Here is a 24454-nt window from a genome sequence, read left to right on the forward strand (position 1 = left end):
ATTACTATGTTCCTTAAGTCAATTCAGACTGGTAAGTATGTCTATACCAAGTGCCCATCTCAACACCACCAAGACCCTTCATAACCTTTTGGACCACAGGCACATTTGATAAGTCTATGATTCTGTCCACTGCATACTGATTGTGATAAATAAGAACACCCTTTTTATCCACCACATAGATATGTCTCACGCCTATGTCTGCACTACCTATGGCATTCTTTATATAATTATTTTTAGGCTGCAATACGAGTATTCCTATAATGCCTCCCTCCAATCTCATGGGGACTGCTATTGAGAAAAGGTACCTCTGGGGCTGTGCCATCCTCATATAAAACTCCGAGACGTAGGAAGTCCAGTTTTTGGATACCCCTTTATACCAGTCCCTGGCAGAAAAATCCTTGCCTATTGTCTCCGGTGTATAAGGATAACTGGAAAGCTGAACACCTTTAGGGTTGGTTATGAATACACGCTCTATGGTGTGGGAGTTATCTATGAGAATCTTAAGGTGACTGTCCATTTCCTTCTTGTCGCCCCTCTTTACTCCTGCCAAAAGATACGGCCTTGTTGCATATGCCCTGCCCAACTCTATATCGCTCTTCAGCCTCTCCTCTATACTGTGGGCAGCAATTGCAGCAAGCCCTTTATTTTCCCTTATTATTCTTTCTTCGAGGGTTGCAGTTACTTTAAAATGAACGAATAAAGCGAGACTCAAAAGGGGAGGCAATGGAATAAGACTCTTCCCCTCTCGCACACCCTGCACACCATATCCTTAAGGTATCATCCTTAAAGCATCCATGATCTCGGGAAGGACGAATTCATGGAGGGCCTCAAATACAAAAGGGTTCCTGAAGAAATAACTTACCTTTATGGTAATGGAATCTATAAGGACATCAATCTCTCCCGGGTTTTCCATGAGATATTTATGGTAGGAGGCATAATCCGGCATCCCTGTTGCGATAATTTGAAGGATGGTCTGTTGATGAGGTGTTTCTGTTTTTAAACAATAAAAAAGGCCGACAGAGTTTCCTCTGTCGGCCTTTGATTTTCTTAAGACTATTTTATCAGCGGAACCATAAGCAGTGCCACGATATTTACGACCTTGATCATCGGGTTGATTGCAGGTCCTGCTGTATCCTTGTAAGGATCGCCGACTGTATCACCCGTGACTGCTGCCTTGTGCGCATCGGATTTCTTTCCGCCGTAAGCACCGTCTTCTATGAACTTCTTTGCATTGTCCCATGCACCGCCGCCGCTTGTCATTGCGATTGCCTGGAAGAGACCCGTGATAATGCTGCCGATGAGCACACCGCCGAGGGCCTCTTTGCCGAGAAGAAGACCAACTAAAATTGGCGCTACAACAGGAATAAGGGCAGGGACCATCATCTGTCTGATTGCGCCCTTTGTAACTATGTCAACGCATGTTCCATACTCGGGCTTTGCCTTGCCTTCCATGATTCCCGGGATTTCCCTGAACTGCCTTCTCACCTCTTCAACAACTCCTCCAGCAGCCTTTCCAACAGCCTCCATAAGGAGTGCGCCGAAGAGGTACGGTAAGAGACCACCGATGAAGAGACCAACGATGATCTTAGGGTTTGAAATGTCAAATGCAATTGCCTCGCCGAATGACCTTGAGTATTCTGCAAAGAGAACCAGTGCTGCAAGACCTGCAGATCCTATTGCATATCCCTTTGTAACTGCCTTTGTGGTGTTGCCTACTGCATCGAGAGGGTCTGTAACTGCCCTGACGCTGTCAGGAAGCTCAGCCATTTCAGCTATGCCACCGGCATTATCTGTTATCGGCCCGTATGAGTCGATTGCAACAACAATACCTGTCATCGAGAGCATTGCAACTGCCGAGAGTGCTATTGCAAAAAGCCCGCCGCCGGCATTGCCTGCAAATCCGCCGCCGAGGGAGTATGCCCACAAAATGGCGCCGCAGATGACAAGCGTCGGAAGACCTGTTGACTTCATGCTGACTGCAAGACCCGCGATAACGTTTGTTCCATGTCCTGTCTGGCTTGCTGCAGCTATGTGTTTAACAGGATTAAAGCTCTTGGATGTGAAGTACTCTGTGATCATAACGATCAGGCCTGTGAGTATGAGTCCGATAAGCGCTGTCGTGAATACGCCTGTTGCTGTGAATGCCTGCTCAACGCCCGGAATACCGAGGAACCAATGTGATGCAAAGTAGAAGGCTATTGCAGCGAGTATGCCTGATACTGCAAGGCCTTTGTAAAGTGCGCCCATGATGTACTGGCTCTTTCCGAGTTTTACGAAATATGTACCTATAATCGATGCAACAATCGCGATGCCGCCGATAAGGAGCGGGAATTCAACCCACATGCTCTCTGCTCCAAAGACTGTCTTTGCAAGGAGCATTGCTGCAACGAGTGTAACTGTGTATGTCTCATAGAGGTCTGCTGCCATTCCTGCGCAGTCACCCACGTTGTCGCCAACGTTGTCTGCGATAACTGCAGGGTTTCTCGGATCGTCCTCTGGAATTCCTGCCTCGACCTTGCCCACAAGGTCTGCGCCCACGTCAGCAGCCTTTGTGTAAATACCGCCTGCTATACGGGCAAAGACGCTCATCAATGAGCATCCAAAGCCGAGTCCTACGAGTGCATGAAATGCCTCTTCGCCGGCTGCCTGTTTTGCTACAAGATAGTATCCTGCAATACCGAGCAATCCAAGGCCGACAACCATGATTCCTGTAACTGCACCGCCCTTAAATGCCACGGTCAATGCTGCCTGAATCCCCTTCTTTGCTGCCTCTGTTGTCCTGACATTTGCCCTGACAGTGACCATCATACCGATATAGCCGGCAAGTGCTGAACCAACTGCACCGATAACAAATCCGATCGAAGTCCATATGCCGAGATAGAGCAATACAACAGCAAGAATAACTCCGACTATAGCAACTGTCTTGTACTCCCTTTTGAGGAATGCTGTTGCGCCTTCCTTGACCGCATCGGATATCTCTCTCATGCGGTCTGTTCCACTGTCCTGCTTTGTGATCCATGCTGCGGTCATCAGGGCATATGCTACTCCCAGTGCGCCGCAAGCAAGGGCAAAGAGAATTATTGAACTCATTTCTTCCCTCTCCTCCTTCTATAAAATTTGGTTTTTACAAATAATGCTTCCTTGTCCCTGAATCTTTTAGTCTTGAAGTCTCTTTCACCTCCTTACAATCTTAGACTTAAAATAATTTATGGCCTTTATTGCCTCAGTCTCTCTTTGTATGCTTTGCAAATACCATTGCAGTCGCCCTGTAAACCATATGCGCCATCTTTGAGAATGGTGCATATGCAAACAGGAAGAAGACGAATACCAGATGCGCAAAATATGTCGGATAAGCTAAAAATCCTATGTTAGCCAGCCTGAAAAGCTGGGCCCCCATTCCTGTTACTGCAATGGCTGCTACAACGGCTATAAAAAGCCAGTCAAAGTAGCTTCCCTTTCCTGCCTTCTTTGCATTCTTCAGTCTATTGACTATAACAGCAGTTATTCCATAAAGCAGGGCAAGTGCGCTTATATTGCCAATGAGCTTAAGAGGGTCGTATAAAGGATATGGAGATTCGTAATGGAATCCGTAAAGATAAACAATTGCCAGCGTTGTCGTTATAGCAAGACCGATAAATGCATAGAACACCAGAAGGTGTGCGGTCTTTCTGTCCTTTGTTACATTGCATTTTTCGAATCTCTTGTGGGCAAGTATCTCGGTAATCGTTGCCTTTATGCTGTCCGCTATATTGCCCTGAGCGCCTACTCCTGCACTCATGTCCGCCCAGTACCTCTTTATGCCGAGCACAAAACAGACTGCGGCAAAGAATGCAGCCGCACCAAAGGTTACATCTATCTGCGGGAATACAGGCATAAATTTGGAATATACTATGCCGCCGTCTTCACCCCTCGGAATGGCAGAAAAATCGAGATAGCCTTTCGGCACTATATAAGAGAGAAACAGCAATACAGGTATGGCAAAGAGTATCAGGAGATATTTCGGGTCGCCTACCATATTAGACAGAGGGGTCGGCGAATAATGCTGGATTGCAAGCTTCCTTACCGCACCGATCACCTCTCCCGGTTTTGCTCCCCTCGGGCAATTGGCTGTACAGTCGCTGCACTGGTGGCACAACCAGATGTCTGGATTGCTTATGAGCTTGTCCTTCATTCCCCACTGTGCGTACATCATCTCTTTTCTCGGAAATGGTTTATTGTCGGGTGTTACATTGCAAACAACAGTGCATGTAGAGCACTGATAGCACTTCTTTAAATCCTCTCCTCCAGAGGCAAGGATATCTTTAACAAATCTTAAATCCGGACTTATTACCTGTTCCGCCATCTATTTTCCTCCTTATCTATTCTTAATCTATATTCAGGGGGTTATCGTAAGGGGGACGGAGTCCCCCTTACGAATTAAAAGCCCTTGAATGGGTTGGGTCCTATTTCTTTGATCCTTTCTACGAAGTCGCCGATAATCTTCGGTATATTGTCATACTCGTCTATTGCAAGCTGGATCATCTGAACCCTTTCGGATTCAAGCTGAAGCCTGCCGAGTGTTTCCTGAACCTTTCCGAGCCTGTAGTTTGCGAGCTCGCTGCCCTTTGCAAAGTGGCACTGATAATTCTCACCGAATTTGCAGCCTAAAAGGAGCATTCCGTCGATTCCCCTTGAGAAGGCGTCTGCAACCCATACGAGGTTTGTAGAACCGAGACATCTGAGCTGTATAAACCTCACTGCTGAATCTATCTTCATCTGTTTCAATGCCGCTGTATCGATTGCAGGATATGCGTCGTTTTCGCATGCAAGGACGATTATCCTTGGCTTGTCGTCCTCTGAAGGGACAGAGACGTTTTTTATCATCGAGCCTATCATATCAACATGATAGTCTTTGAATGAAACTATTCTTTCAGGACATGCGCCCATGCAGGTCGCACATCTCCGGCAGCGATTCGGCTTGAAGTAAGGAGTTCCTTTTTCGTCCTCATCGATTGCGCCGAAAGGACACTCCTCTGTACACCGCTTGCAGGATGTACATCTCTGCATTAACGGATCAGGGTAAGTTTCATCCCAAGCCCTCGGATGAACAGCAATGCCTTTGGCCACATGCTCTGCAGCCTGTATTGCCTTGAGTGCTGCTCCTGTTGCATCTTCCTGCGCCTCTGACATGTTCATGGGCTGTCTAACGCAGCCTGCTGCGTAGACGCCTGTCCTCCTTGTTTCATACTGGAAGCAGATGAAGTTGGAGTCTGCAAATCCATCATAGAGCTCAAGGTCAGGAAGGCCGGGACCCTGTCTGTACTGGAGATTCAGTATTGGGTCATCCACTGTTGCTGGGACAACGCCTGTTGCAAGGACAACAAGGTCTGCCTCGACCTTTACCTTCTGTCCGAGCAGGCTGTTTTCCATATCCACATGGAGATTTCCGTTTCCAGCGTCAGCGACTCCTGTTACTTCTCCCTTTGTCATCATCACACCGGGGTCGTTCTGTGCAGCCTTGTAGTAATACTCAAGCCTTCCGGGTGTCCTGATATCTTTATAGAGAATCATTGCTATTGCATCGGGATTCTGTGTTACATATTTTGCCTGCTTTAATGATGTTGTACAGCACATTGCTGAGCAGTAGGGCAGATGATTCGGGTCCCTCTGTCCTGCGCACTGTATAAAGGCTACCTTCTTTGCCTCTTTGCCGTCCGATGGCCTTAGTATCTTGCCGTTGTTCTTCTTAGCAATCTCCTCAAGCTCTATATTGGTGACAACATCCTTTAAAACACCATAGCCAAGATGTTCGAGCTTTGCGGCATCGTAAGGCCTCCAGCCTGCTGCAAGGACAATTGTGCCGATCTTTACGACCTCGGAACTGCCGTTTGAAGATATGGTAACATCGTATGCACCCGGCTGGCCGTCTGTCTTTTCGACCTTTGATGATTTGTAAACCTTTATATTCGGATGACTTTCCACTGCCTTGATTGTCTTGTCTATGTCAGGATCAACAATAAGTGGCTCGCTGTATTCGCCAGGAGCAGTTGGAACAACCTTGTATAATTTATTGGCAAACCCGCCTAACTGGGGTTCTTTTTCAACGAGGGAAACATTGTAGCCTGCATCTGCTGCCTGAAGTGCTGCTGTCATTCCTGTGATACCGCCTCCGATAACGAGAATGGTTTTCACAGTCTCTATCATATAAGGCTCTGGTAGGTCTCCCTTTTGCGCCTTGACTACATGCATCTTAACATAGTCTTCTGCTGCAAGCTGCGCATTCTCTTTGCCGTCCTGAGTCCATACAGCAAGCTCCCTCAAAGGCGCCCTTTCGACAATGCATCCTGGGAAGTCAAACTCCTCGTATTTGACCCTCTGAGAGCATGCAGCAATAACTACTGTGTTAACGCCTTCATTCTTGATATCGTTGTTTATAAGCTCTATGCCTTCCTTGCCGCAGAGTGCAAAATGGGACTTAACTATCGGAACCCTTAAGGCATTTTTTGCGATATTAATTAATTTTTCTACATCAATGGATTCTCCTATGGAGCATCCTGTGCATATATAGAGTCCTATATTCTTGTCCATTTTCGATTACCTCCCCTTTCCTGCAGAAATTGCCTTCAACGCTGCACTTGTAGAGTCCTGCGCTGACCTGGCAACATCCATGGGGTTCTTGGTGCAGCCGGCAGAGTATATCCCTGTGCCCGGCAATGCGAAACCGTTTTCATTGTAATTCACGCCGGCAATCTTCCTGGATGCGCCTGAAGGCTCCATTCCTGTTGCGAGAACAACCATATCGAACTTCATCTTCACTTTGTTTCCTGTCAGCATATCTTCTGCTGTAACAACAACATCATCGGAACCCTCTTCCTGAACGATGTCTGCGACCTTGCCTTTAATAAAGGAGACATTCTGGTCTTCCTTGACCTTCCAGTAGAACTTCTCATACTTGCCGGGTGTTCTGATGTCTATATAGAAGATTGTTGCCTTTGATTCAGGGTTCTGCTCCCTGATGTATGTTGTCTGTTTCAGTGATGCCAAACAGCATATATATGAGCAGAATGGCAGGTGATTCTCATCCCTGCTTCCTGCACACTGCACAAATGCGATATTCTGCGCAGGCCTTCCGTCGGACGGCCTCAGTATCTTGCCTGCTGTCGGGCCTGTGGGTGAGGCAAGCCTCTCCATCATCATATTGGTGATAACATTCTTTACTTTGCCGAAGCCGAGTAAGTCGAGTTTATTTGCATCGTATGGGTTCCATCCTGTTGCAACAACTATCGAACCGACATTCAGATTTATTGTCTCCGGCTTCATATCAAGGTCAATGGCATTGTACTTGCATGCATCCTTGCACGCCTTTCCGCAGTCACCCTTACAGTAATTAGAATCAATCACATACTTCTGCGGAAATGCCTGATTAAAAGGAAGATATGCAGCCTTTGTCTTATCCATGCCGAAATTGTATTCATTGGGCCTCTCTGCCGGACATGCCTCTGAACAGGCATTGCATGCAACACAGTTATCATTCACATATCTGGGACTGACCTTTACTGTTACATTATAGTTTCCGGGGCCACCGCTTATATTCTCAACCTCTGTCATTGTGTAGAACGTGATATTCGCATTGGTCTTGATCCTTCTGAAATTAATCTCGAGGCCGCAGATCGGCGGGCAGAGCTTCGGAAAGTATTTGTTAAGCTGTGCAACCCGTCCGCCCAAATACGGGTTCTTTTCTATCACTACCACTTCAGCGCCTGTCTCTGCTGCATCAACAGCAGTCGTCAGACCGCTAAAGCCGCCTCCGATAACTAATATTCGATTAACGTCTGGCATGCTTCCTCCTTAACAGTTAATGGGTAAATCAGTAAATGGGTATACGAGAAAAGATATTTCGTCATCTATTATTACCCATCAACTCATTCACCCATAAACTTCTGGGAGGGGAATTCCCCCTCCCAGATTTTGTTTTAATTAGTCAGCGAACATCTGTACATAAGGAACCTTCTTGAGCTCCCATGTATTTTTCTCTGCATCGTATTTTGAGTTGACGAAGCACTTCCAGTCCTTGTCGTTGATCGAGAGGAAGTCGCCTCTGTAGTAGTATCCTGGATACCTTGTCTCTTCCCTGAAGAGGATGTGCCTTGCATGTGCCTCAACAGAAAGAATTCTATGGAAGTTCTCCCATGCCCTCATAAGCTCATGGAGATTGGCTGCTGCACTCTTGGCAGCGTCTTCCTTGAGCAATTCGAGCTGCTTCAGACCCTCTTCGAGCATTGTCTTTGAGGTCATGTACCATGTGGAGACGCCGCCAAAGTACTCGTCTGCAATCTTCTGTAGCCTTGCCTGAAGCATGTGCGGCCTGATGTAGTGAGGGTTTATAGCAGGATCTGTCGAGAAGGTCTTGTACTTCTCATAGATCTCGTAAGGCATATAGAGTTCTGCTGCAATCTCATCTGCTGTCTGCTTGATTGTAGGCTTGTAATCAGCATGGTCAAGGATGAATGCCACTGCAGCCTTTGCAGCAATTCTTCCCTCTGCATGCGAGCCTGAGGAGAACTTGTGGCCTGATGCGCCGCAGACGTCGCCGGCCATAAAGAGTCCCGGCACTGTTGACATCCTGTTATAACCCCATGAGTAGTGATCAGGAGTTCCTGGTATATCGCCGGGGCCGCTGCACCAGAATCCTGCGCAGCCTGCGTGAGAGCCTAAGAGATACGGCTCTGTAGGCATAATCTCCGAAGGCTCTTTGTCAGGCTCTATGTTCTTAGATGCCCAGAGGCCTGCCTGACCGATACACATGTCGAGGAAGTCTTCCCATGCCTCTGCTTCGAGGTGCTTGATCCTCTTTGCATCCATGGTCTTTGCGAGTTCCTGCATTGCTGTATGGGTGTTCATGAGGATAGGGCCCTTGCCTGCCTTCATGTCGAGCATCATCATGTGGTTTCTGATGGCTGTGCCGAGTTTCTCTGCATACGGGCTGTAGAGAGCCTTTGTAGCATCCATGTGTGTTACACAATAGTCTTCTCCGAGTGAGTTAGTTGCCTTTGCCTTGAAGAAGAGGAACCATGCGCCGACTGGTCCGTATCCGTCCTTGAATCTTGCAGGGACGAACCTGTTCTCCATCATTGTGAGCTCTGCACCGGCCTGCATTCCGAGGGCATATCCTGAACCTGAGTTCCATACAGGATACCATGCCCTACCCTGACCCTCTCTGACCGACCTCGGCCTGAAGACGTTAACTGCACCGCCGGCAGCATTGATCATTGCCTTGGCCTTAAATATATATACCTTGTTCTCTCTGACGCTGAAGCCTGCTGCTGCTGCAACCCTCTTCGGGTCGTTTGCGTCATGGTAGAGTTTTACGATAAATACCCTCTCGAAGTGGTTCTGGGCAACGCCTGTTACCTGCCTGTTGATCTCGAGGGCCTTCTTAGCAGCCTCTGCAACGATGACCTTGTAGGACTCACCGTTGATCATTATCTGCCATTTACCGGACCTTACAGGAACGCCGCCGTCTTTGAGCATTGCCTTTCCTGCATCCCTTGCCTGAAAGCCGTCGAGGGAGAATCCGTCATCAGCCTTTTTCCATATTGGAAGGCCCCACTCTTCAAAGAGGTGGACCGAGTCGTCAACGTGCCTTCCGAGGTCATAAACAAGGTCTTCCCTGATTATGCCCATCAGGTCGTTTCTTACGTACTTGACATAATCTACAGGATCATTCTCGCCGCAGTATGTATTGATGGCTGAAAGACCCATTGCAACAGCACCGCTTCTGTCTGTTGCTGCCTTGTCAACCATTGTAACCCTCAAGCCCTTTGGGTTTGCCCAGCGAACTGCCTCAAATGCTGCGCCGCAGCATGCCATGCCACCGCCGATGAGAAGGAGGTCTGTCTCTATCTCAACGACTTCAGGCTTCTGGCAATATGAAAACGTGCAAGTTTCTTTTTCCATGGTCATCCCTCCTTAATTATTTTGTTCTGGCTTCGTAGTTGAAGTAGCCAGGCTTCTTAATTTTTGAAAAATCCGGTTCTGGTTTTCCTTTGTATGGATCAATAGAACCTTCCGGAGTTGTCCTGATGGGGAACTTGAATCTCTTGATGGATCCGTTCCTGAACTTGACTGTCCACATGATAGAGTCGGTACCTCTCATCGGGATGACATTGCCTCCCAGAGGATTGAAATCCTGATAACCCCTTACCTCGATCGCCTGCTGAGGGCAGATCTTTACGCAGTTGTAGCACTCCCAGCACTGATCCGGCTCCTGATTGAATGCCTTCATGAGATCCCTGTTAAGGACCATGAGGTCATTAGGACAAATGTACTGACATGCAGTCTTGTCCTGAGCCTTGCAACCATCACACTTCTCGGTAATTACATAGCTTGGCATAATATAACCTCCTTCGGTTTTTTATTAAGCATCGATTTCTGATGCCCTGTATGCTATTTGATACACAACGAACAACAAAATTATAAGCCAGTAATCTCGGCTTCACACCCCCTTTCACTTTGAACCGTTTGAACGGTTTGAACAGTTCAAACTGCTTCTTTATGCGCCTTCTGCAAATTTATGGAGTTTAACCTCCACCTTCTCGGTCAATCCTTCGTAGTACTCTCTTAATATCTTGAGGACTTCAGGCCTGCTGAAGTGGTCAGGAACATCCTCACCTTCCGAGAGCATCTTCCTGAGTTTTGTTCCGCTGAGTATCAACCTGTCCTCTTTTCCGTGAGGGCATGTCCTCATGGATGCCATTCCATCGCACTTATAGCAGTAGAATGTCCAGTCTATCTTGAGCGGTTTTGTCTCGAGAGCGTCTGCCGGAATCTCATCGAATATCTTCTGCGCATCGAATGGTCCGTAGTATTCTCCCACGCCTGCATGGTCCCTTCCGACTATGAGATGGCTGCAGCCGTAGTTCTGCCTGAATAGGGCATGGAGGAGAGCCTCTCTCGGGCCTGCATATCTCATATCAAGTGGATAACCGCCAACAGTTATCGTATCTTTCACAAAATAATGTTCAATAAGGGTGTTTATAGCCCTCTGCCGTACATCTCCGGGAATGTCACCCGGTTTCAACTTGCCAAGGAGCATATGAACGAAGACGCCGTCACAGGTCTCTATGGCAATCTTTACGAGGTATTCATGGGAGCGGTGCATTGGGTTTCTTGTCTGGAACGCTGCTACTGTGCTCCAGCCCTTTTCCTCAAATATCTTCCTTGTCTCTGCCGGCCTAAGATAGATACCTGCAAAATCCTTTGGAAATACCCCTTCGCTAAGAACCTTCACTGTACCTGCAAGGTTTATATCGGCCTGCTTCATAACCATAGCAACACCAGGATGCTCCATATCAGTTGTCCTGAATACCTGTTTGCATTCATACTCTTTATCAATCTTGTACTTATCTGTGACCTTCATTGTTGCCATTATCTCGCCTGTTTCTTCTGAGACGAGGGCAACCTCTTCGTTCTTCTTTATGCTGTCTGCCTGCCCCTTTGTTGTGGAAACAGTCACCGGTATTGGCCAGAAGGTGCCGTCTGCCATCTTGTACTCGGCGCATACGCCTTTCCAGTCATCATATCCCATAAATCCTGTAAGCGGGGTGAATCCGCCAATACCCATCATTATCAGGTCTCCTACCTCTCTCGATGTAATCCTGACCTGAGTGAGGGTCTTAGCTTTTTTCTTCTCTTCTTCGAGGGCAGCGCCTGTCAGCAAGAGCGGGTTTAATTTCTTTTGTTTTCCATGCGGATTTACTAAAGCCATCTTAATCCTCCTGTTTGATTTTTATTTTAATTTCAAGACCGAGCTTGAATACTCTATAAAGGTTCTATTTAAGTCCCAGGGCGCCGCAGACCTTTTTAAATATGTCGTCAATACTGCCTGTGCCTGCGACTGATTTCAATATGCCTTTCTTGTCATAGTAGTCAATAAGAGGCGCTGTCTGTGCATTGTAGACCTCAAGCCTCTTCTTTATGGTCTCTTCTTTGTCGTCATCCCTCTGGAAAAGCTCGCCGCCGCACTTATCGCAAACGCCTTCTTTTTTGGGTGCATTGAAGTAGACATTGTACATCTGGCCGCAAGCCTTGCATGTCCTTCTTCCGGTAAGTCTCTTCATAAGGTCGTCAAATGGAACATCAACGTTGAGTGCAGCAGTTAATGACATATTTAAGGGTGAAAGCATTTTGTCCAGAGCTTCTGCCTGCTTTGTATTCCTCGGGAAGCCGTCGAGAATATAGCCCTTTTTACAGTCATCCTGTTTAAGCCTTTCTTCCACCATTCCGAGAACAACACTGTCAGGGACAAGCTCCCCTTTGTCCATATAGGACTTTGCCTCTTTTCCGAGGGCTGTTCCGGCAGCTACTGCTGCCCTTAAAAGATCACCTGTGGAAATCTGGGGAATACCATATTTTTCAACGAGTATTTTTGCCTGCGTGCCCTTTCCAGCTCCAGGAGCACCAAGAAGAACCAATCTCATGCCTGATACCATGAAAAGACCTCCAATTGAAGAAGTTTTGAAAAACGATATAACTTAATCAAAGAAGCGATTTAATTCAAGTTTAAAATTATAATCATTGCATTAAATTTCCTTATATTCAGAATAATGAGCCTTCATATATTTCTTGAACCCCTCAAGGGCATTTCCCCTGTGGCTCAGGGCGTCTTTTTCTTCGGGCGACATTTCAGCAAAGGTCACTTCATAGCCCGCCGGGTAGAAAACAGGGTCGTATCCGAAACCCATCCTTCCCCTCGGCTCTCTGCCGATCCTGCCTTCTGCAAAGCCAAAGAATGTCTCTGTCTTGCCGTTTGGATAAGCGAGGGCAATACAGCACACAAACCTTGCCCCTCTCTGCTCGTCAGGTATATCCTTCATCTCGCTAAGGAGCTTTCCGATATTAGCAACATCATCGGCACCCTCACCTGCATACCTTGCAGACATAACCCCGGGTGCACCATTAAGGGCATAAACCTCAAGCCCGGAATCATCTGCCACAGCGATTTTATTTGTGCATTTTGTTATTGCCAATGCCTTTTTAACAGCATTCCCTTCGAAGGTATTTGCATCTTCTTCAACTTCAGGACAGGATGGAAAGTCATCGAGTGTTAGTATGTTTATGTCCATGCCGCCGAGGATCCTGCTCATCTCCTCGACCTTCTTTTTATTCCTTGTTGCAAGAACTATATCCACATTGCCCTCCGAAAAACAGGATAAGATAGCACCATTAAGAAGGAATTTGCAACTCAAGTTGACAACATTCAGACCGTTCAGGTAAGCTAATTACCAGCGGGGTGGAGCAGCCTGGTAGCTCGTCGGGCTCATAACCCGAAGGTCAGTGGTTCAAATCCACTCCCCGCCACCAAAACAGCATCCCTTTCAAAAAACTCCTCTTAAATTTTTGGGCATTTCGACCTTCCATGTTGTAATATTTAACCATGATAGAAATAGATGGCAGCTTCGGAGAAGGCGGGGGACAGATACTGAGGACAGCCCTCAGCCTTTCATGCCTTTTCAATAGGCCGTTCCGCATATTCAACATCAGGAAGGGCAGGAAAAATCCAGGGCTCATGCCCCAGCACCTCACATGCGTAAGGGCAGCCCAGCTTCTCTCCAATGCACAGATAACAGGAGATTCCAAGGGTTCAACAGAGCTTATATTCTCGCCAGAAGGCGTAAAGGGCGGAGACTTTTTCTTTGATATTGGCACTGCAGGCTCTGCATCATTAGTCCTTCAAACAATCGTCCCCTCACTGATATTCCTGAACAGAAAAACAACCGTCGTATTAAAGGGTGGAACCCATGTTCCATTCAGCCCCTGCTACCACTACATCTCAGAGGTCTTTGTCCCGATGCTGAAAAAACTGGGCGTAAGGATAGAGCTAAACATAGAATCTTACGGTTTTTATCCAAAAGGAGGAGGAAGAATAAGGGCAGAGATATTTCCTGCAAAAGAGATCAAACCGCTGAGAATTATGGAAAGAGGACAGCTTATAAAGCTCAGTGGATGCTCCGGCGTGGGAAATCTGCATCCATCAATAGCCGAAAGACAGAGAAATGCCTTCATGGAAAAAATACATTCACAGGCAGATATTAAATGCCCGGTGGATATGGAGATCATAGATGCTCCAACTCCGGGACAGGGCACATTCGTATTCATGAAATCAGAATCGGAAAGTTCCGTTGCAGGATTCACAGCCATCGGTGAAAGGGGTAAGAGGGCGGAGATGGTGGGGGAAGAGGCAGCAATAGAGTTCCTTAATTACTATTCAAGCAATGCAGCATTGGATTCGCACTTTCCTGATCAGATGGTTTTATACCTGTCTCTGTGCAATAACGAATCGGTTTTTACAACTTCATGCGCCACTCAGCATTTGCTTACCAATCTGTGGGCAATAGGATTATTCCACGAATATGAATTTTCGATTGAAGGAGAGATCGGGGACAGGGAGAGGTGAAAATGGTGGGCAGTGAGAGAATCGAACTCCCGACACGGGGCTTTTCAGGCCCCTGCTCTACCGACTGAGCTAACTGCCCACGGATTTAAACAATAAAATTTTATGTTATCAAAAGTCAAGACTCAAGCCTATTTGGTGTTAAGCCTATTTGACTTAAGTCATCTTTTTGCAGTATTTTAGATAATGACCGTAGGAACGTCCTTATTAGGCCAGCTTTTATTAAAAGCGAAACTTATCACAGAGGAACAATTAAACGAAGCCCTTCGTCTCCAAAGGCTTGAAGGCAAAAGGCTCGGTTCTGTACTTCTGAAATTAGGCCATATAAATGAAGAAAGCCTTATCACATTTTTAAGCAGGCAGTACAATGCCCCTGCAATCAACCTCTCAGACCACAAAATCGACACTGCTTTATTAAAGCTTATACCTTACGAAACAGCAAAAAAGTACCAGCTCATCCCCATCTCAAAGGACGGAGCCGGATTGAGGATCGCCATAACAGACCCATCCAACAACCTTGCAATAGATGATGTCAGGTTTCTCTCAGGAATGAAGGTGTTGGTGCATGTAGCTGCAGAGTCCGCCATCATGGAGGCCATAGAAAAGTACTATCCGAAGAAAGAGGCAAAAGTAACAATAAGCGGACGCAAGAGCAGGGAAAAGGACGTTATGGAGATAGAGGACCTCAACAAGGTAATAGGCAGCGCCCTTGAGGACATAACTGTTGTAGAGGAAAGAGAAGATAAGGACGGACCAAAAGAGATAGATGCCCCCATAGTAAAGCTGGTCAACGGTGTCCTGATGAATGCCATAAGGTCCCGTGCCAGCGATATACATGTAGAGCCTTTCGAAGATATTCTCAGGGTTAGATACAGGATAGACGGGGTGCTTCAGCCTGTGTTAAAGCTTCCTGTAAAGATGAAGAATGCAATTACATCGAGGATAAAGATAATGTCCCATCTCGACATATCGGAGAGGAGGCTGCCACAGGACGGAAGGATAAAACTCAAATTCGGCGATGACAGGGAGATAGACTTCAGGGTCTCCACGCTGCCAACCCTCTTTGGGGAAAAGGTTGTCATGAGGCTTCTCGATAAATCCAACCTCCAGCTTGAACTATCAAAGCTGGGATTCGACGAGCAGCAGCTCATGGATTTCTACGATGCCATCGAAAAACCCTACGGCATGATACTCGTAACAGGGCCCACAGGAAGCGGCAAGACAACGACCCTGTATTCTGCCCTCTCACATCTGAACAAGCCCGGCGTAAATATCATGACTGCAGAAGACCCTGTCGAATACAACTTCTTTGGAATAAACCAGGTGCATATACGGGAAGATATCGGGCTCAATTTTGCCTCTGCTCTGAGGTCATTTTTAAGGCAGGACCCTGACATCATCCTCGTGGGTGAGATAAGAGATTTTGAGACAGCAGAGATAGCAATAAAGGCGGCGCTTACAGGACATCTTGTTTTGAGCACCCTTCACACAAACGATGCGTCGAGCACCATAGCAAGGCTTATAAACATGGGAATAGAGCCCATCATGGTCTCATCATCTGTCATTTTAATAGTGGCACAGAGGCTTGCAAGGAAGATATGCGAAAACTGCAAGGAAGAGGAACATCTCTCCGAAACAACACTCATCAGGGCAGGGTTTTCGCCCGATGCTGTAAAGGATATTAAGTGCTATATGGGAAAGGGTTGTCCTGAATGCAACAATACAGGATATAAAGGAAGGATAGCTGTCCATGAAATCATGCCCATAAAGGATGAGTTAAAGGAGATGATACTTCAGGGTGCGCCTGCAGCAGACATAAAAAAAGAGGCGATACGCCTCGGCATGTCAACGCTCAGGCAGAGCGGATTAAAAAAGGTAATAAACGGAATAACAACCGTAGAAGAGATCCTCAGGGTAACCTTTGAAGACTGATTATGGCTTCATTATTTGATTTATTGAGATTAATGATAGAAAAGGGCGCATCCGACCTGCATATAACAACAGGCAGTCCGCCGAGGCTGCGCATAGCAGGAAGGCTTGTTCCGGTTGAAGGCAATCCTTCTTTGACGCCTGAAGACACAAAGGAACTCTGCTACAGCATTCTTACAGAATCCCAGAAACATAAATTCGAGGAGAACAATGAACTTGACCTCTCATTCGGCGTAAAAGGACTGAGCAGATTCAGGGCAAATATATTTCTCCAAAGAGGCGCGGTTGCAGGTGCATTCAGGGCAATCCCATTTACCATTAAAACATTTCAGGAATTGGGACTGCCGGATGTAGTGGAAGAACTCATTAAGAAACCACACGGACTCATCCTTGTTACAGGGCCCACTGGAAGCGGAAAATCAACAACCCTCGCAACAATGATAGACAGGATAAACTCTGAAAGGGATTCGCATATAGTAACAGTGGAAGATCCAATAGAATTCCTGCACAGCCATAAAAAATGCCTCATAAACCAGAGGGAGGTAAACTCCGATACATTCTCGTTTAATAATGCCTTAAAATACATACTGAGACAGGATCCCGATGTTGTGCTCATAGGCGAGATGCGCGACCTCGAAACAATAGAAGCAGCCATAAGGATATCAGAGACAGGACATCTGACTTTGGCCACGCTTCATACGAACTCGGCAGTCCAGACAATAAACAGGATAATAGATGTATTCCCACCACATCAGCAGGAGCAGATAAGGGTTCAGTTGTCTTTTGTGCTCGAAGGCATTATTTCACAGAGATTGATAACAAGGCAGGATGGACAGGGAAGGGTTCTTGCACTCGAAATCCTCGTGCCAACACCTGCCATAAGAAATCTTATAAGGGAAGACAAGCTCCACCAGATATACTCCATGATGCAGACAGGACAGACACGCTCAGGAATGCAGACCATGAACCAGTCGCTCCATGAGCTTTATACAAAGGGATTGATATCGCAAGATGATGCTATAAACCACTCGCCTGTGCCTGAAGAGATGATGCAGATGCTGACGAAGGGAACAAGATTCAGATAATTTTTTCTGTATTAAGCGCCTTTTATCCACCACCTACCTGTTTCCTAAAAATATATCCAGACACAATAGCGGCCGGGGTTGATTTTGCTATGCCGCCATATGGTTGTGTGGTAAAATGGAGATATAGTATATCCGGCAGGTGCTTGAATATGCCGGAGACATAAAGGGGCTAAGGCAAACTGGAGGCAATATAGAGAAAGCCTTGAAAAGGAGATAGGAAAATGACAAAAGATGAAATTATGAAAAAAAAATTTAGACCTTCATTCCGAATGGATGAAGTATGCTTTTGAGAACCCTGATGTTCTCGATAAAATTCCCAAAGGTGCTGTCCTTGTAATACTTCCAGAGGATGGCAGGGAATTATACGAAGAAAACTACAAGATTCTCGAAGAGAACAAAAAGCGGGGCATCCCTGTTTTTGTTGTTACCATGAAAATGCCGAAACCCCAGATATCCAACATCGAGATTATCGCAGCGTAAATAGACATCTTCTATGCAAGGCAGATGCTTAGAGCAGAAAAATGAAATGGTAGGAATATCAGAGGCTAATTTTACCTTTTCGTAATTTATGCCTTTAAAAAGTCACCATTATCTCTTCCAGAATATTTCTCAACTCCGGCACTTCAGATATAAGAACTTTTTCTTTGACATGCTTGTGGCTATCAAAGCCTAAATCCGGTTTATGTTTTGCATTATCATATCTGAATATCATGCTGCCATCTTTATCCTGATAATGGAAGGAGTATGTGAGTTTTTCAATCTTATATCTCAGGTCAACATGTTCTGTGACAAAAGCTTTGATTCGTTTTCAAATACTATTGTTGCCCTTATCAAGCCAATCTTTTCAGCTCTGGCATCAGCTTTAATTCTGAAGCAATAATAAGACCGGTTTCCGCATATTCAGCGATTGTCTTTGCAAAGTCCTGCAAATACTCAGTTAGCAACATATTCTATGTCTTTAAGCTTTTCCAGTTCTTCCAGAATTCTATCCCGTAGTTTTAATTCTCCAGCCCATCTGATATATTCCTCGTCGCCACCCTTTAAATCCTCGGCAGAGAATTCCTTTATAAATGCCTCGGATGATATTTTATATTCATCTTCAAACTGCTTTATTTCCTTATTGGTTCTGTTCAAGCCGATCTCCGGTTTTTAATCTCGACGGAAATTGCCGATTTAACAATATCTGCTATATCTGCCCTGTCCGATATGATTTTCAGCTTAGCCATGTATGTTCATCTCCCTGTCCCTGTTTGTTTTTAAACTATTATATCACACTATACGTTCAGAGACTGTTTATAAACAGATGAGACAATTTATCTTGAAAGGGAAAAGTTGAAATAGAACAGAATATCAGATGCTAATCTGACCCTTCCGTATTCAATGGCCATAAGCCGGAGGCTTTTTCAGAGTTATCAGCCTCAAATGACCGCTGTCAGGTGCAACAACTGGTTGGGCGAATAGCTTTACTTCTCTAACTGAAGAATGTAGTTTTGCCCCTACCACCTCTCACATATAAAACTGTTTACTCCTTCCTATATCCAGAAACCCAGCCCCTGTCCGCCCTTTAGCAAGAAACGCTGGCGCTTGAACCAGTACAATCACAGACTACATTATCCAGATTATCACAGGTCTTTGAGTCACTAGTCTGGTTTGGAGGCGTACCACAAGTGCAGGTACATGTATATTTGCCCTTTGTGCCATCAGCATATTCTATAGTGCTGAGTAGTGAGAATGCTACACTCTTTTTCTTCAACTGCAATGACCAGCTTCGACCCATCTTTTAATTTGACCTCTTGGCGCATGATATCTCCTCCTTACTGTTATTTGCCCCCTAACATTTATTTTTAAGCGTATCCTGCATTTAATTTTTTAATGGCATTATATCAGATAGTAAGTTGGCAAACAATATTTTTGAGAGGAAAGAAATTTCTACCAAACTATCAGCTTGTGCAGCGTTAGGCGTAAAGCGTCTGGCTACTGCTAACTTATAATCCTCTGCGGGTTTGTATAGACATTCAATCTGTCTGCCCTGATAAAGCCGACAACTGTCACTCCACTTTTTTCGGCAATATCCACTGCGAGGCTTGTAGGAGATGTCCTGCTCGCAACCATGGGTATTCCCCATTTTGCGCACTTTGATACAATCTCTGATGACAATCTTCCGCTTGCGAGCATTATCTTGCCTTCGAATGGAATATTCTCAAGGATTGCATAGCCGATGACCTTATCGACTGCATTGTGCCTTCCGATGTCTTCTGCAAGGCAAAAGATTTCATTGCCGTCGCTGAGCCCTGCGCTATGAACGCATCCTGTTATTTTATAAAGCTCGGACGCATTCTGGAATCTCCTGAACAATTCCTTTAATGCAGATATCTTTATCTGAAACTGGTCATCTATTTTCTGTAAGGACAATCTCTTTGGAAATGTTATGCCACCGATGCATCCTGATGTGATAACCGCTCCATCAGTCGAGGCCTCTCCCTCTGCAGGTATATCAACCAAAACATCCTCTCCATACTCGATGGACATTCTCTCGGCACACCAATTGCCTTTAATAATGTCCTCGGTCATGAACATGCCGACAACCAGCTCTCTTACCATATGAGGCGTGCAGTAGAGGCTCAAGACCTCTTTGCCGTTCACAGAAACCTTAAGCCTCTTTTCGATAGCTATGAGGTCTTCCCTCTCTTCGAGAGAGTCGCTGGCGCTCTTGTATATCCTTCGCTTTATAAAAGCTTCCATTGTATTAGTAAATGAGTGAATGGGTTTATGAGTAAATGGGTGTAAAAGATTTTTAAAAATGCTCTGACATCAGATACACATTTACCCATATACTCATTTGCTGATTTGCCGGGAGAGTTGCTCATACATCTTTGCATTCTCGATTGCAGTGCCGCACACCTCTGCCAGGGATGCTGAAAATGCAATATCCTCTTCTGTAAAATGGCGCGGCATGTCTGTAAGCAGCCTCAAAACCCCTATTACCTTGTCCTTTGCAATTATTGGAAGGGTAAGCATGCTCTTTATCCCTTCCTCCATCGCCTCTTTCTGGTAATTAATCCTCTGGTCGGTTGTTACATCGTATATGGCAACAGGCCTTGTCTGGAGAGCCTCCCTTACATTTTCCTCTGTATCGACAGGCCCCCTTCCAAGGTATTTCTCGCTAAGTCCATAGGCTGCTGCCAACTCCAACTTCTGGCCTGTAGCATCGAGCAATCTTATAGTAGCAGCCTTGAGGTTCATTACCTCGGGCAGTTTCCTGACTATGAGATTAAGCACCTCATTCAGCCTTAATGTAGAGCTCACCGCCTTTGTCACCTCTTCAAACACCCTGAGATATTCCCTTGCACGGGATACGGTGGTTTCGAATGTCCTTGCATTCACTATTGCGATGGCTGCCTGCTCTGCTATTGCTGTCATAAATTTCAGGTCTTCATCCTTATACTTTACAGGCTCGGCAGTATACATCCTTAAAACCCCGATCACCTCTTTCTTAAACTTGACAGGAATCGACAGTATGCTCCTTATCCCCTCTTGCTCTGCATCTCTGCGGTATCGCGCATCCGAATCAGAGGTAATGTCATAAACAGACACAGCCTTGCCCTCCATGGCATCTGCGATGCTCTTGTCGTAATCAACAGGGCCTTTATTTACATACCTTTCACTCAGTCCATAATAGGCAGCCACCTCCAGCTTCTGTGTCTCCTTGTTTAAAAGCCTGAGCATGCTCGCCTTCACATTCATTACCTTCACGGCATTGGTCACGATAAGGTTCAATACCTCATTAAGGGACAGGCTTGCACTTATTGCCTTGCAGATATTCTGATAGCTCTCGAGATAGACCTTCTTTTCAAATATCTTGTCTGCACAATCAGGGCACATGCCGTGTGTGAATACCCCGAACCCCTCGTCTGTAAGGTGTTTCTCTATCTGCTCCCATAAGTCCTCGCTTATCTTTATCTTCTTGCACCATGCGCATATGGGAACCAGCCTTTCCCTCCTCTGGCTCTTTATATGCGCCTCAACAGCAGGGAATACCCGCATATTGTCCCTTAAGACACAGACAGCGCCGATTATTTTCCCTCCCCGCAAGACAGGGGATGCCTGCTCCTCTATATATATCTTTTCTTTGTTCTTATTTACAAGGAACAGGCTCTTAACATGTGTTCTGGATGACTGCAAACAGAGGATCGCTGGATATTCATAGACAGGCAGCTTGGCCCCGGATTCGTCCTCGAATGAAAGTACCTCATCACAAATTCTCCCCTTGACCTCTTCAGATGAATATCCTGTAAGGATTTCTGCGCCCTTGTTCCAGTACTCTATCTTCCTGTCGCTGTTGATGTAGTAAACGCCATCGGAAATGTTATTGAGGATATCGAGATAAATGTTTCGAAACATTTTATTATTATATATCAAGAAATTATTTTTTTACTGCTGATTAATATTAATAGATCTATAAAATTATTTTTGAGGATTTGAAGGCAAATGCAATAGAGCAAGGGGGTTTTCGTAAGGGGGACGAAGTCCCCCTTACGTGCTTATGCTGCCTCTATCTTTACTGCCACAAGCGGCAGGCCTCCGTTCTGAGAAGGATAGGTCAGGGTATTAACCTTTGCATGTGCAAAATGCGTGGGCGCAAAAACCGTACCTTCAGGCACCTCTTCGGAAAGCATTGCCTTCAGATAAACCTCTCCCCTCTTTGATCTGACCTTTACAAAAGCATTATCATGTATATTGTGTTTCTTCGCATCCTTTGTATTTATCTGCAGGTATGCATCGGATACAACAGAGTCAAGGTTTTTGGAAAGGACAGAGAGTGCCCCTGAATGCTGAAGGATATTTGCAGTGACAAGGAACATGGGATACTCATCGCTTACGCTCTCCATGACCTCGTAAGAAACAGGGTTGAATGAAGGATGAACCTCCCTTGTCTCGCCTGTGATAATCATGTCTGCAATTAATGCCCTTATATCCATGAGTCCCTTCAACCCGAGGTCTTTGTTCATTACCCTCGCAAGATTTCTGAACACCTTCCAGTCCGGGATAGACTGTCCTGTCTCTGATATCAGTTTCGGTATTTTCTGGATATTGCCTGTGGCTGCCATAAATGTCCCTTCCTTTTCTGACCAGCTGCATGCAGGAAGGACAACATCTGCAAGCTTCGCAGTCTCTGTAAGGAATATATCCTGCACTATAAGCAGTTCAAGTCCTTTCAGTGTCCTTTCAACCTTCGATACATCCTGGAAAGTCACGAGGGGGTTTTCTCCCATTATGTAAAGGGCCTTTATAGTGCCTGCCTCATAAAGCATCTCGTGGGCATCCTTTCCGTCAGCAAGGGGTCTGACTCCTACCATCCACATTCCGAGGGTATTCGAAAACTCGGCAGGTATCTGTATGGCATCCGGTCCGTCGCCCATGAGGAGCAAGAGGTTCGAAGCGGCAAGAAGTGTGTTTATGCTCTTTGTATTTTCCGATGCATTCGATGTCAATGCCACAAGCCGCTTTTTGGAAGAGGCATAAGACTGCGCAAGGCTTAATATCTCGTTTTCAGGTATGCCTGTAATCTTGGAGACTGCCGATGGCGCAAACTCCTTCAGGCTGCTCACAAGGGCATCAAAATTCTTTATTGAAGAAGCCTTATTCTTGTCATACAAACCTTTGTCTATTATGACCTTGGCGACACCATTTAAAAGCACAGTGCCTGAACCAGGCCGTATCCTTAACCACTGTGTGCTGTTCCTCGCAAGCTTTGTCTCCCTTGTATCTGCGACGATCAGCGTTGCACCGTCATTCCTTGCCTTGATGAAATTCAATCCCCACACCGGAAGTGTGGATGTTATATCCGACTCCACAACCAGCATGAAATCTGTATTAAGGGGGGCATCCCATTTTATGGGCAGGAAGTCCGTGCCGAATGCCTTTTCCATTGCCCTCTGCGCCTTTGCATAGCCGAATCGTGCTGCAGAATCTATATTATCCGTGCCAATAACATCCCTCATGAATCTCTGGAGCATATAGTTGTCTTCCATAGTGCATCTCTGGGAGCCGATTGCTCCGATGACAGACGGCCCGTACTGTTCCTTAATAGATTCAAGCCTCTTTGACACATGCTCAAGGGCCTCTTCCCATGATGCAGGCACAAGCTTCCCGTCCTTTTTAATCATTGGGGTTGTGAGCCTGTTTTCCGAATATATGTAATCGAACCCGAACCTGCCCTTGCTGCAGAGATTCCCCTCGTTTATTCCTACGTCCTCTTTGCCCCTTGCCCTTATTATCCTTCCTTCCCTTATGCTCACATTCGTCGTACAACCGCATCCGCAATAAGGGCATATGGTCTCGTATTCGTCCATATACCACACCCTTGAGCGGAACCTGTAAGGCTTTGCGCCGAGGGCTCCAACAGGGCATGCGTCTATGCACTGGCCGCAGAACTCGCAGTTGAGGGTCTCCTCAAAGGCAGGGCTTATCTTTGACTTAAACCCCCTGCCTATTATGTTTATCGCGCCCACTCCCTGATGCTCTGCACAGACCCTCACGCACTTTCCGCAGAGGATGCACCTGTTCGGATTCCTCTCAACAATGGGTGCATCGATCCTTTCCGGGTCATGCTTTCTTTCAGCCACAAACCTGCTCTGGGAAGGACCGTATTTAAAGGCAAGGTCCTGAAGGTCGCACTCCCCTGCCTTGTCGCATATGGGGCAGTCAAGTGGATGGTGAACAAGAAGGAGCTCAAGGACAAACTTCCTCGCCTTTGCAAGCTTTGGCGTCTCTGTTTGTACTGCCATGCCCTCTGTAACAGGGGTTGAGCATGCAGCAAAGAGCCTCGTCTGCCCTTCAACCTCCACAATGCAGAGCCTGCATCCGCCGTAAGGCTTGAGTCTCTTGTCATAGCACATATTGGGTATATAAATGCCGTTTTTCTGTGCTGCCTGAAGAATGGTCGTCCCTGGCTCAACCTTTATACTCTTTCCGTTTATTGTAAGCTCTATTGGCATATCTTATTCCT

At 46.1% G+C, this 24454-nt stretch carries 20 protein-coding genes, 2 tRNA genes and 1 pseudogene; 5 read left to right on the plus strand and 18 right to left on the minus strand.

All coding sequences use genetic code 11. The features are described from left to right. Window positions 1–13: 13 nt before the first annotated feature. From V7L97_RS04590 to V7L97_RS04640, 12 genes are all read right to left on the minus strand, one after another. The gene (locus tag V7L97_RS04590; protein WP_442891749.1) at window positions 14–724 is read right to left on the minus strand and encodes a cache domain-containing protein; all 711 of its coding nucleotides are present in this window, start codon (window positions 722–724) and stop codon (window positions 14–16) included. After that, a complete protein-coding gene (locus V7L97_RS12900) occupies window positions 684–815 on the minus strand; it encodes a CheR family methyltransferase (RefSeq protein ID WP_442891750.1) in 132 nt (43 codons plus the stop codon). Before V7L97_RS12900 ends, V7L97_RS04590 begins: the two co-directional genes overlap by 41 nt. Further along, window positions 770–946, minus strand: coding sequence for a hypothetical protein (locus V7L97_RS04595; protein ID WP_333653752.1), 177 nt, complete (start codon window positions 944–946; stop codon window positions 770–772). The genes V7L97_RS12900 and V7L97_RS04595 overlap by 46 nt, the downstream gene beginning before the upstream one ends. Before the next feature lie 107 nt (window positions 947–1053). After that, a complete protein-coding gene (locus V7L97_RS04600) occupies window positions 1054–3090 on the minus strand; it encodes a sodium-translocating pyrophosphatase (protein ID WP_333653754.1) in 2037 nt (678 codons plus the stop codon). Window positions 3091–3223: 133 nt separating this feature from the next. Beyond that, window positions 3224–4342, minus strand: a complete 1119-nt coding sequence (qmoC, locus tag V7L97_RS04605; RefSeq protein WP_333653756.1) for a quinone-interacting membrane-bound oxidoreductase complex subunit QmoC — start codon at window positions 4340–4342, stop codon at window positions 3224–3226. Window positions 4343–4416: 74 nt separating this feature from the next. Continuing rightward, entirely contained in the window at window positions 4417–6567 is a 2151-nt protein-coding gene (locus V7L97_RS04610) for an FAD-dependent oxidoreductase (RefSeq protein ID WP_333653758.1), read from the minus strand. A 6-nt stretch (window positions 6568–6573) separates the two neighbouring features. Next, window positions 6574–7818, minus strand: coding sequence for a CoB--CoM heterodisulfide reductase iron-sulfur subunit A family protein (locus tag V7L97_RS04615; RefSeq protein WP_333653759.1), 1245 nt, complete (start codon window positions 7816–7818; stop codon window positions 6574–6576). A 138-nt stretch (window positions 7819–7956) separates the two neighbouring features. Continuing rightward, a complete protein-coding gene (gene aprA / locus V7L97_RS04620) occupies window positions 7957–9936 on the minus strand; it encodes an adenylyl-sulfate reductase subunit alpha (protein WP_333653760.1) in 1980 nt (659 codons plus the stop codon). Between the two features lie 16 nt (window positions 9937–9952). Further along, window positions 9953–10372, minus strand: coding sequence for an adenylyl-sulfate reductase subunit beta (gene aprB, locus V7L97_RS04625; RefSeq protein ID WP_333653762.1), 420 nt, complete (start codon window positions 10370–10372; stop codon window positions 9953–9955). A 159-nt stretch (window positions 10373–10531) separates the two neighbouring features. Continuing rightward, entirely contained in the window at window positions 10532–11746 is a 1215-nt protein-coding gene (gene sat / locus V7L97_RS04630) for a sulfate adenylyltransferase (protein ID WP_333653763.1), read from the minus strand. Window positions 11747–11810: 64 nt separating this feature from the next. Then, window positions 11811–12458 (minus strand): adenylate kinase, encoded by a 648-nt coding sequence (locus V7L97_RS04635; protein WP_442891751.1) that lies wholly within the window; start codon window positions 12456–12458, stop codon window positions 11811–11813. A gap of 102 nt (window positions 12459–12560) precedes the next feature. Continuing rightward, window positions 12561–13169: an XTP/dITP diphosphatase gene (locus V7L97_RS04640; RefSeq protein ID WP_333653765.1), complete on the minus strand. Its 609-nt coding sequence runs from the start codon at window positions 13167–13169 to the stop codon at window positions 12561–12563. Window positions 13170–13264: 95 nt separating this feature from the next. On the opposite strand from V7L97_RS04640, the gene V7L97_RS04645 reads away from it, so the two are divergent. Next, window positions 13265–13341: transfer RNA gene (locus V7L97_RS04645), tRNA-Met, on the plus strand. Window positions 13342–13414: 73 nt separating this feature from the next. Continuing rightward, complete coding sequence (gene rtcA / locus V7L97_RS04650; protein ID WP_333653766.1) at window positions 13415–14434, plus strand: RNA 3'-terminal phosphate cyclase; 1020 nt, start codon at window positions 13415–13417, stop codon at window positions 14432–14434. A gap of 3 nt (window positions 14435–14437) precedes the next feature. On the opposite strand, the gene V7L97_RS04655 is transcribed toward rtcA, so the two are convergent. Further along, window positions 14438–14513: transfer RNA gene (locus V7L97_RS04655), tRNA-Phe, on the minus strand. A gap of 104 nt (window positions 14514–14617) precedes the next feature. Here V7L97_RS04655 and pilB point away from each other — a divergent pair. The 3 genes and pseudogenes from pilB to V7L97_RS04670 all read left to right on the plus strand — a co-directional run. Then, window positions 14618–16363, plus strand: coding sequence for a type IV-A pilus assembly ATPase PilB (gene pilB / locus V7L97_RS04660; protein WP_333653767.1), 1746 nt, complete (start codon window positions 14618–14620; stop codon window positions 16361–16363). Window positions 16364–16365: 2 nt separating this feature from the next. Next, on the plus strand, window positions 16366–17445 hold the full coding sequence (locus V7L97_RS04665; protein ID WP_333653768.1) for a type IV pilus twitching motility protein PilT: 1080 nt from the start codon (window positions 16366–16368) through the stop codon (window positions 17443–17445). 255 nt (window positions 17446–17700) lie between these two features. After that, a pseudogene (locus V7L97_RS04670) lies at window positions 17701–17925 on the plus strand (DUF5647 family protein); the annotation flags it as partial. A 94-nt stretch (window positions 17926–18019) separates the two neighbouring features. Here V7L97_RS04670 and V7L97_RS04675 read toward each other — a convergent pair. The 5 genes from V7L97_RS04675 to nuoG form a co-directional block, all read right to left on the minus strand. Continuing rightward, window positions 18020–18247, minus strand: coding sequence for a toxin-antitoxin system TumE family protein (locus tag V7L97_RS04675; protein ID WP_333653782.1), 228 nt, complete (start codon window positions 18245–18247; stop codon window positions 18020–18022). A 131-nt stretch (window positions 18248–18378) separates the two neighbouring features. Further along, window positions 18379–18579, minus strand: coding sequence for a hypothetical protein (locus V7L97_RS04680; protein ID WP_333653769.1), 201 nt, complete (start codon window positions 18577–18579; stop codon window positions 18379–18381). 846 nt (window positions 18580–19425) lie between these two features. Then, on the minus strand, window positions 19426–20187 hold the full coding sequence (fdhD, locus tag V7L97_RS04685; protein ID WP_333653771.1) for a formate dehydrogenase accessory sulfurtransferase FdhD: 762 nt from the start codon (window positions 20185–20187) through the stop codon (window positions 19426–19428). A 93-nt stretch (window positions 20188–20280) separates the two neighbouring features. Next, a complete protein-coding gene (locus tag V7L97_RS04690; RefSeq protein ID WP_333653772.1) occupies window positions 20281–21846 on the minus strand; it encodes a GAF domain-containing protein in 1566 nt (521 codons plus the stop codon). A gap of 140 nt (window positions 21847–21986) precedes the next feature. Next, on the minus strand, window positions 21987–24443 hold the full coding sequence (nuoG, locus tag V7L97_RS04695) for an NADH-quinone oxidoreductase subunit NuoG (protein WP_333653773.1): 2457 nt from the start codon (window positions 24441–24443) through the stop codon (window positions 21987–21989). Window positions 24444–24454 lie beyond the last annotated feature (11 nt).

It is taken from the genome of Dissulfurispira sp., assembly GCF_036745535.1.
Classification (GTDB): Bacteria; Nitrospirota; Thermodesulfovibrionia; order Thermodesulfovibrionales; family Dissulfurispiraceae; genus Dissulfurispira.

Bases quoted from the DNA above. Each gene is read 5' to 3' on its own strand.
- pilB (WP_333653767.1), top strand. From the start codon at position 14,618: ATGACCGTAGGAACGTCCTTATTAGGCCAGCTTTTATTAAAAGCGAAA.
- qmoC (WP_333653756.1), bottom strand. From the start codon at position 4,342: ATGGCGGAACAGGTAATAAGTCCGGATTTAAGATTTGTTAAAGATATC.
- fdhD (WP_333653771.1), bottom strand. From the start codon at position 20,187: ATGGAAGCTTTTATAAAGCGAAGGATATACAAGAGCGCCAGCGACTCT.
- V7L97_RS04600 (WP_333653754.1), bottom strand. From the start codon at position 3,090: ATGAGTTCAATAATTCTCTTTGCCCTTGCTTGCGGCGCACTGGGAGTA.
- aprB (WP_333653762.1), bottom strand. From the start codon at position 10,372: ATGCCAAGCTATGTAATTACCGAGAAGTGTGATGGTTGCAAGGCTCAG.
- aprA (WP_333653760.1), bottom strand. From the start codon at position 9,936: ATGGAAAAAGAAACTTGCACGTTTTCATATTGCCAGAAGCCTGAAGTC.
- sat (WP_333653763.1), bottom strand. From the start codon at position 11,746: ATGGCTTTAGTAAATCCGCATGGAAAACAAAAGAAATTAAACCCGCTC.
- V7L97_RS04615 (WP_333653759.1), bottom strand. From the start codon at position 7,818: ATGCCAGACGTTAATCGAATATTAGTTATCGGAGGCGGCTTTAGCGGT.
- V7L97_RS04610 (WP_333653758.1), bottom strand. From the start codon at position 6,567: ATGGACAAGAATATAGGACTCTATATATGCACAGGATGCTCCATAGGA.
- V7L97_RS04595 (WP_333653752.1), bottom strand. From the start codon at position 946: ATGCCGGATTATGCCTCCTACCATAAATATCTCATGGAAAACCCGGGA.
- nuoG (WP_333653773.1), bottom strand. From the start codon at position 24,443: ATGCCAATAGAGCTTACAATAAACGGAAAGAGTATAAAGGTTGAGCCA.
- V7L97_RS04690 (WP_333653772.1), bottom strand. From the start codon at position 21,846: ATGTTTCGAAACATTTATCTCGATATCCTCAATAACATTTCCGATGGC.
- rtcA (WP_333653766.1), top strand. From the start codon at position 13,415: ATGATAGAAATAGATGGCAGCTTCGGAGAAGGCGGGGGACAGATACTG.
- V7L97_RS04635 (WP_442891751.1), bottom strand. From the start codon at position 12,458: ATGAGATTGGTTCTTCTTGGTGCTCCTGGAGCTGGAAAGGGCACGCAG.
- V7L97_RS04665 (WP_333653768.1), top strand. From the start codon at position 16,366: ATGGCTTCATTATTTGATTTATTGAGATTAATGATAGAAAAGGGCGCA.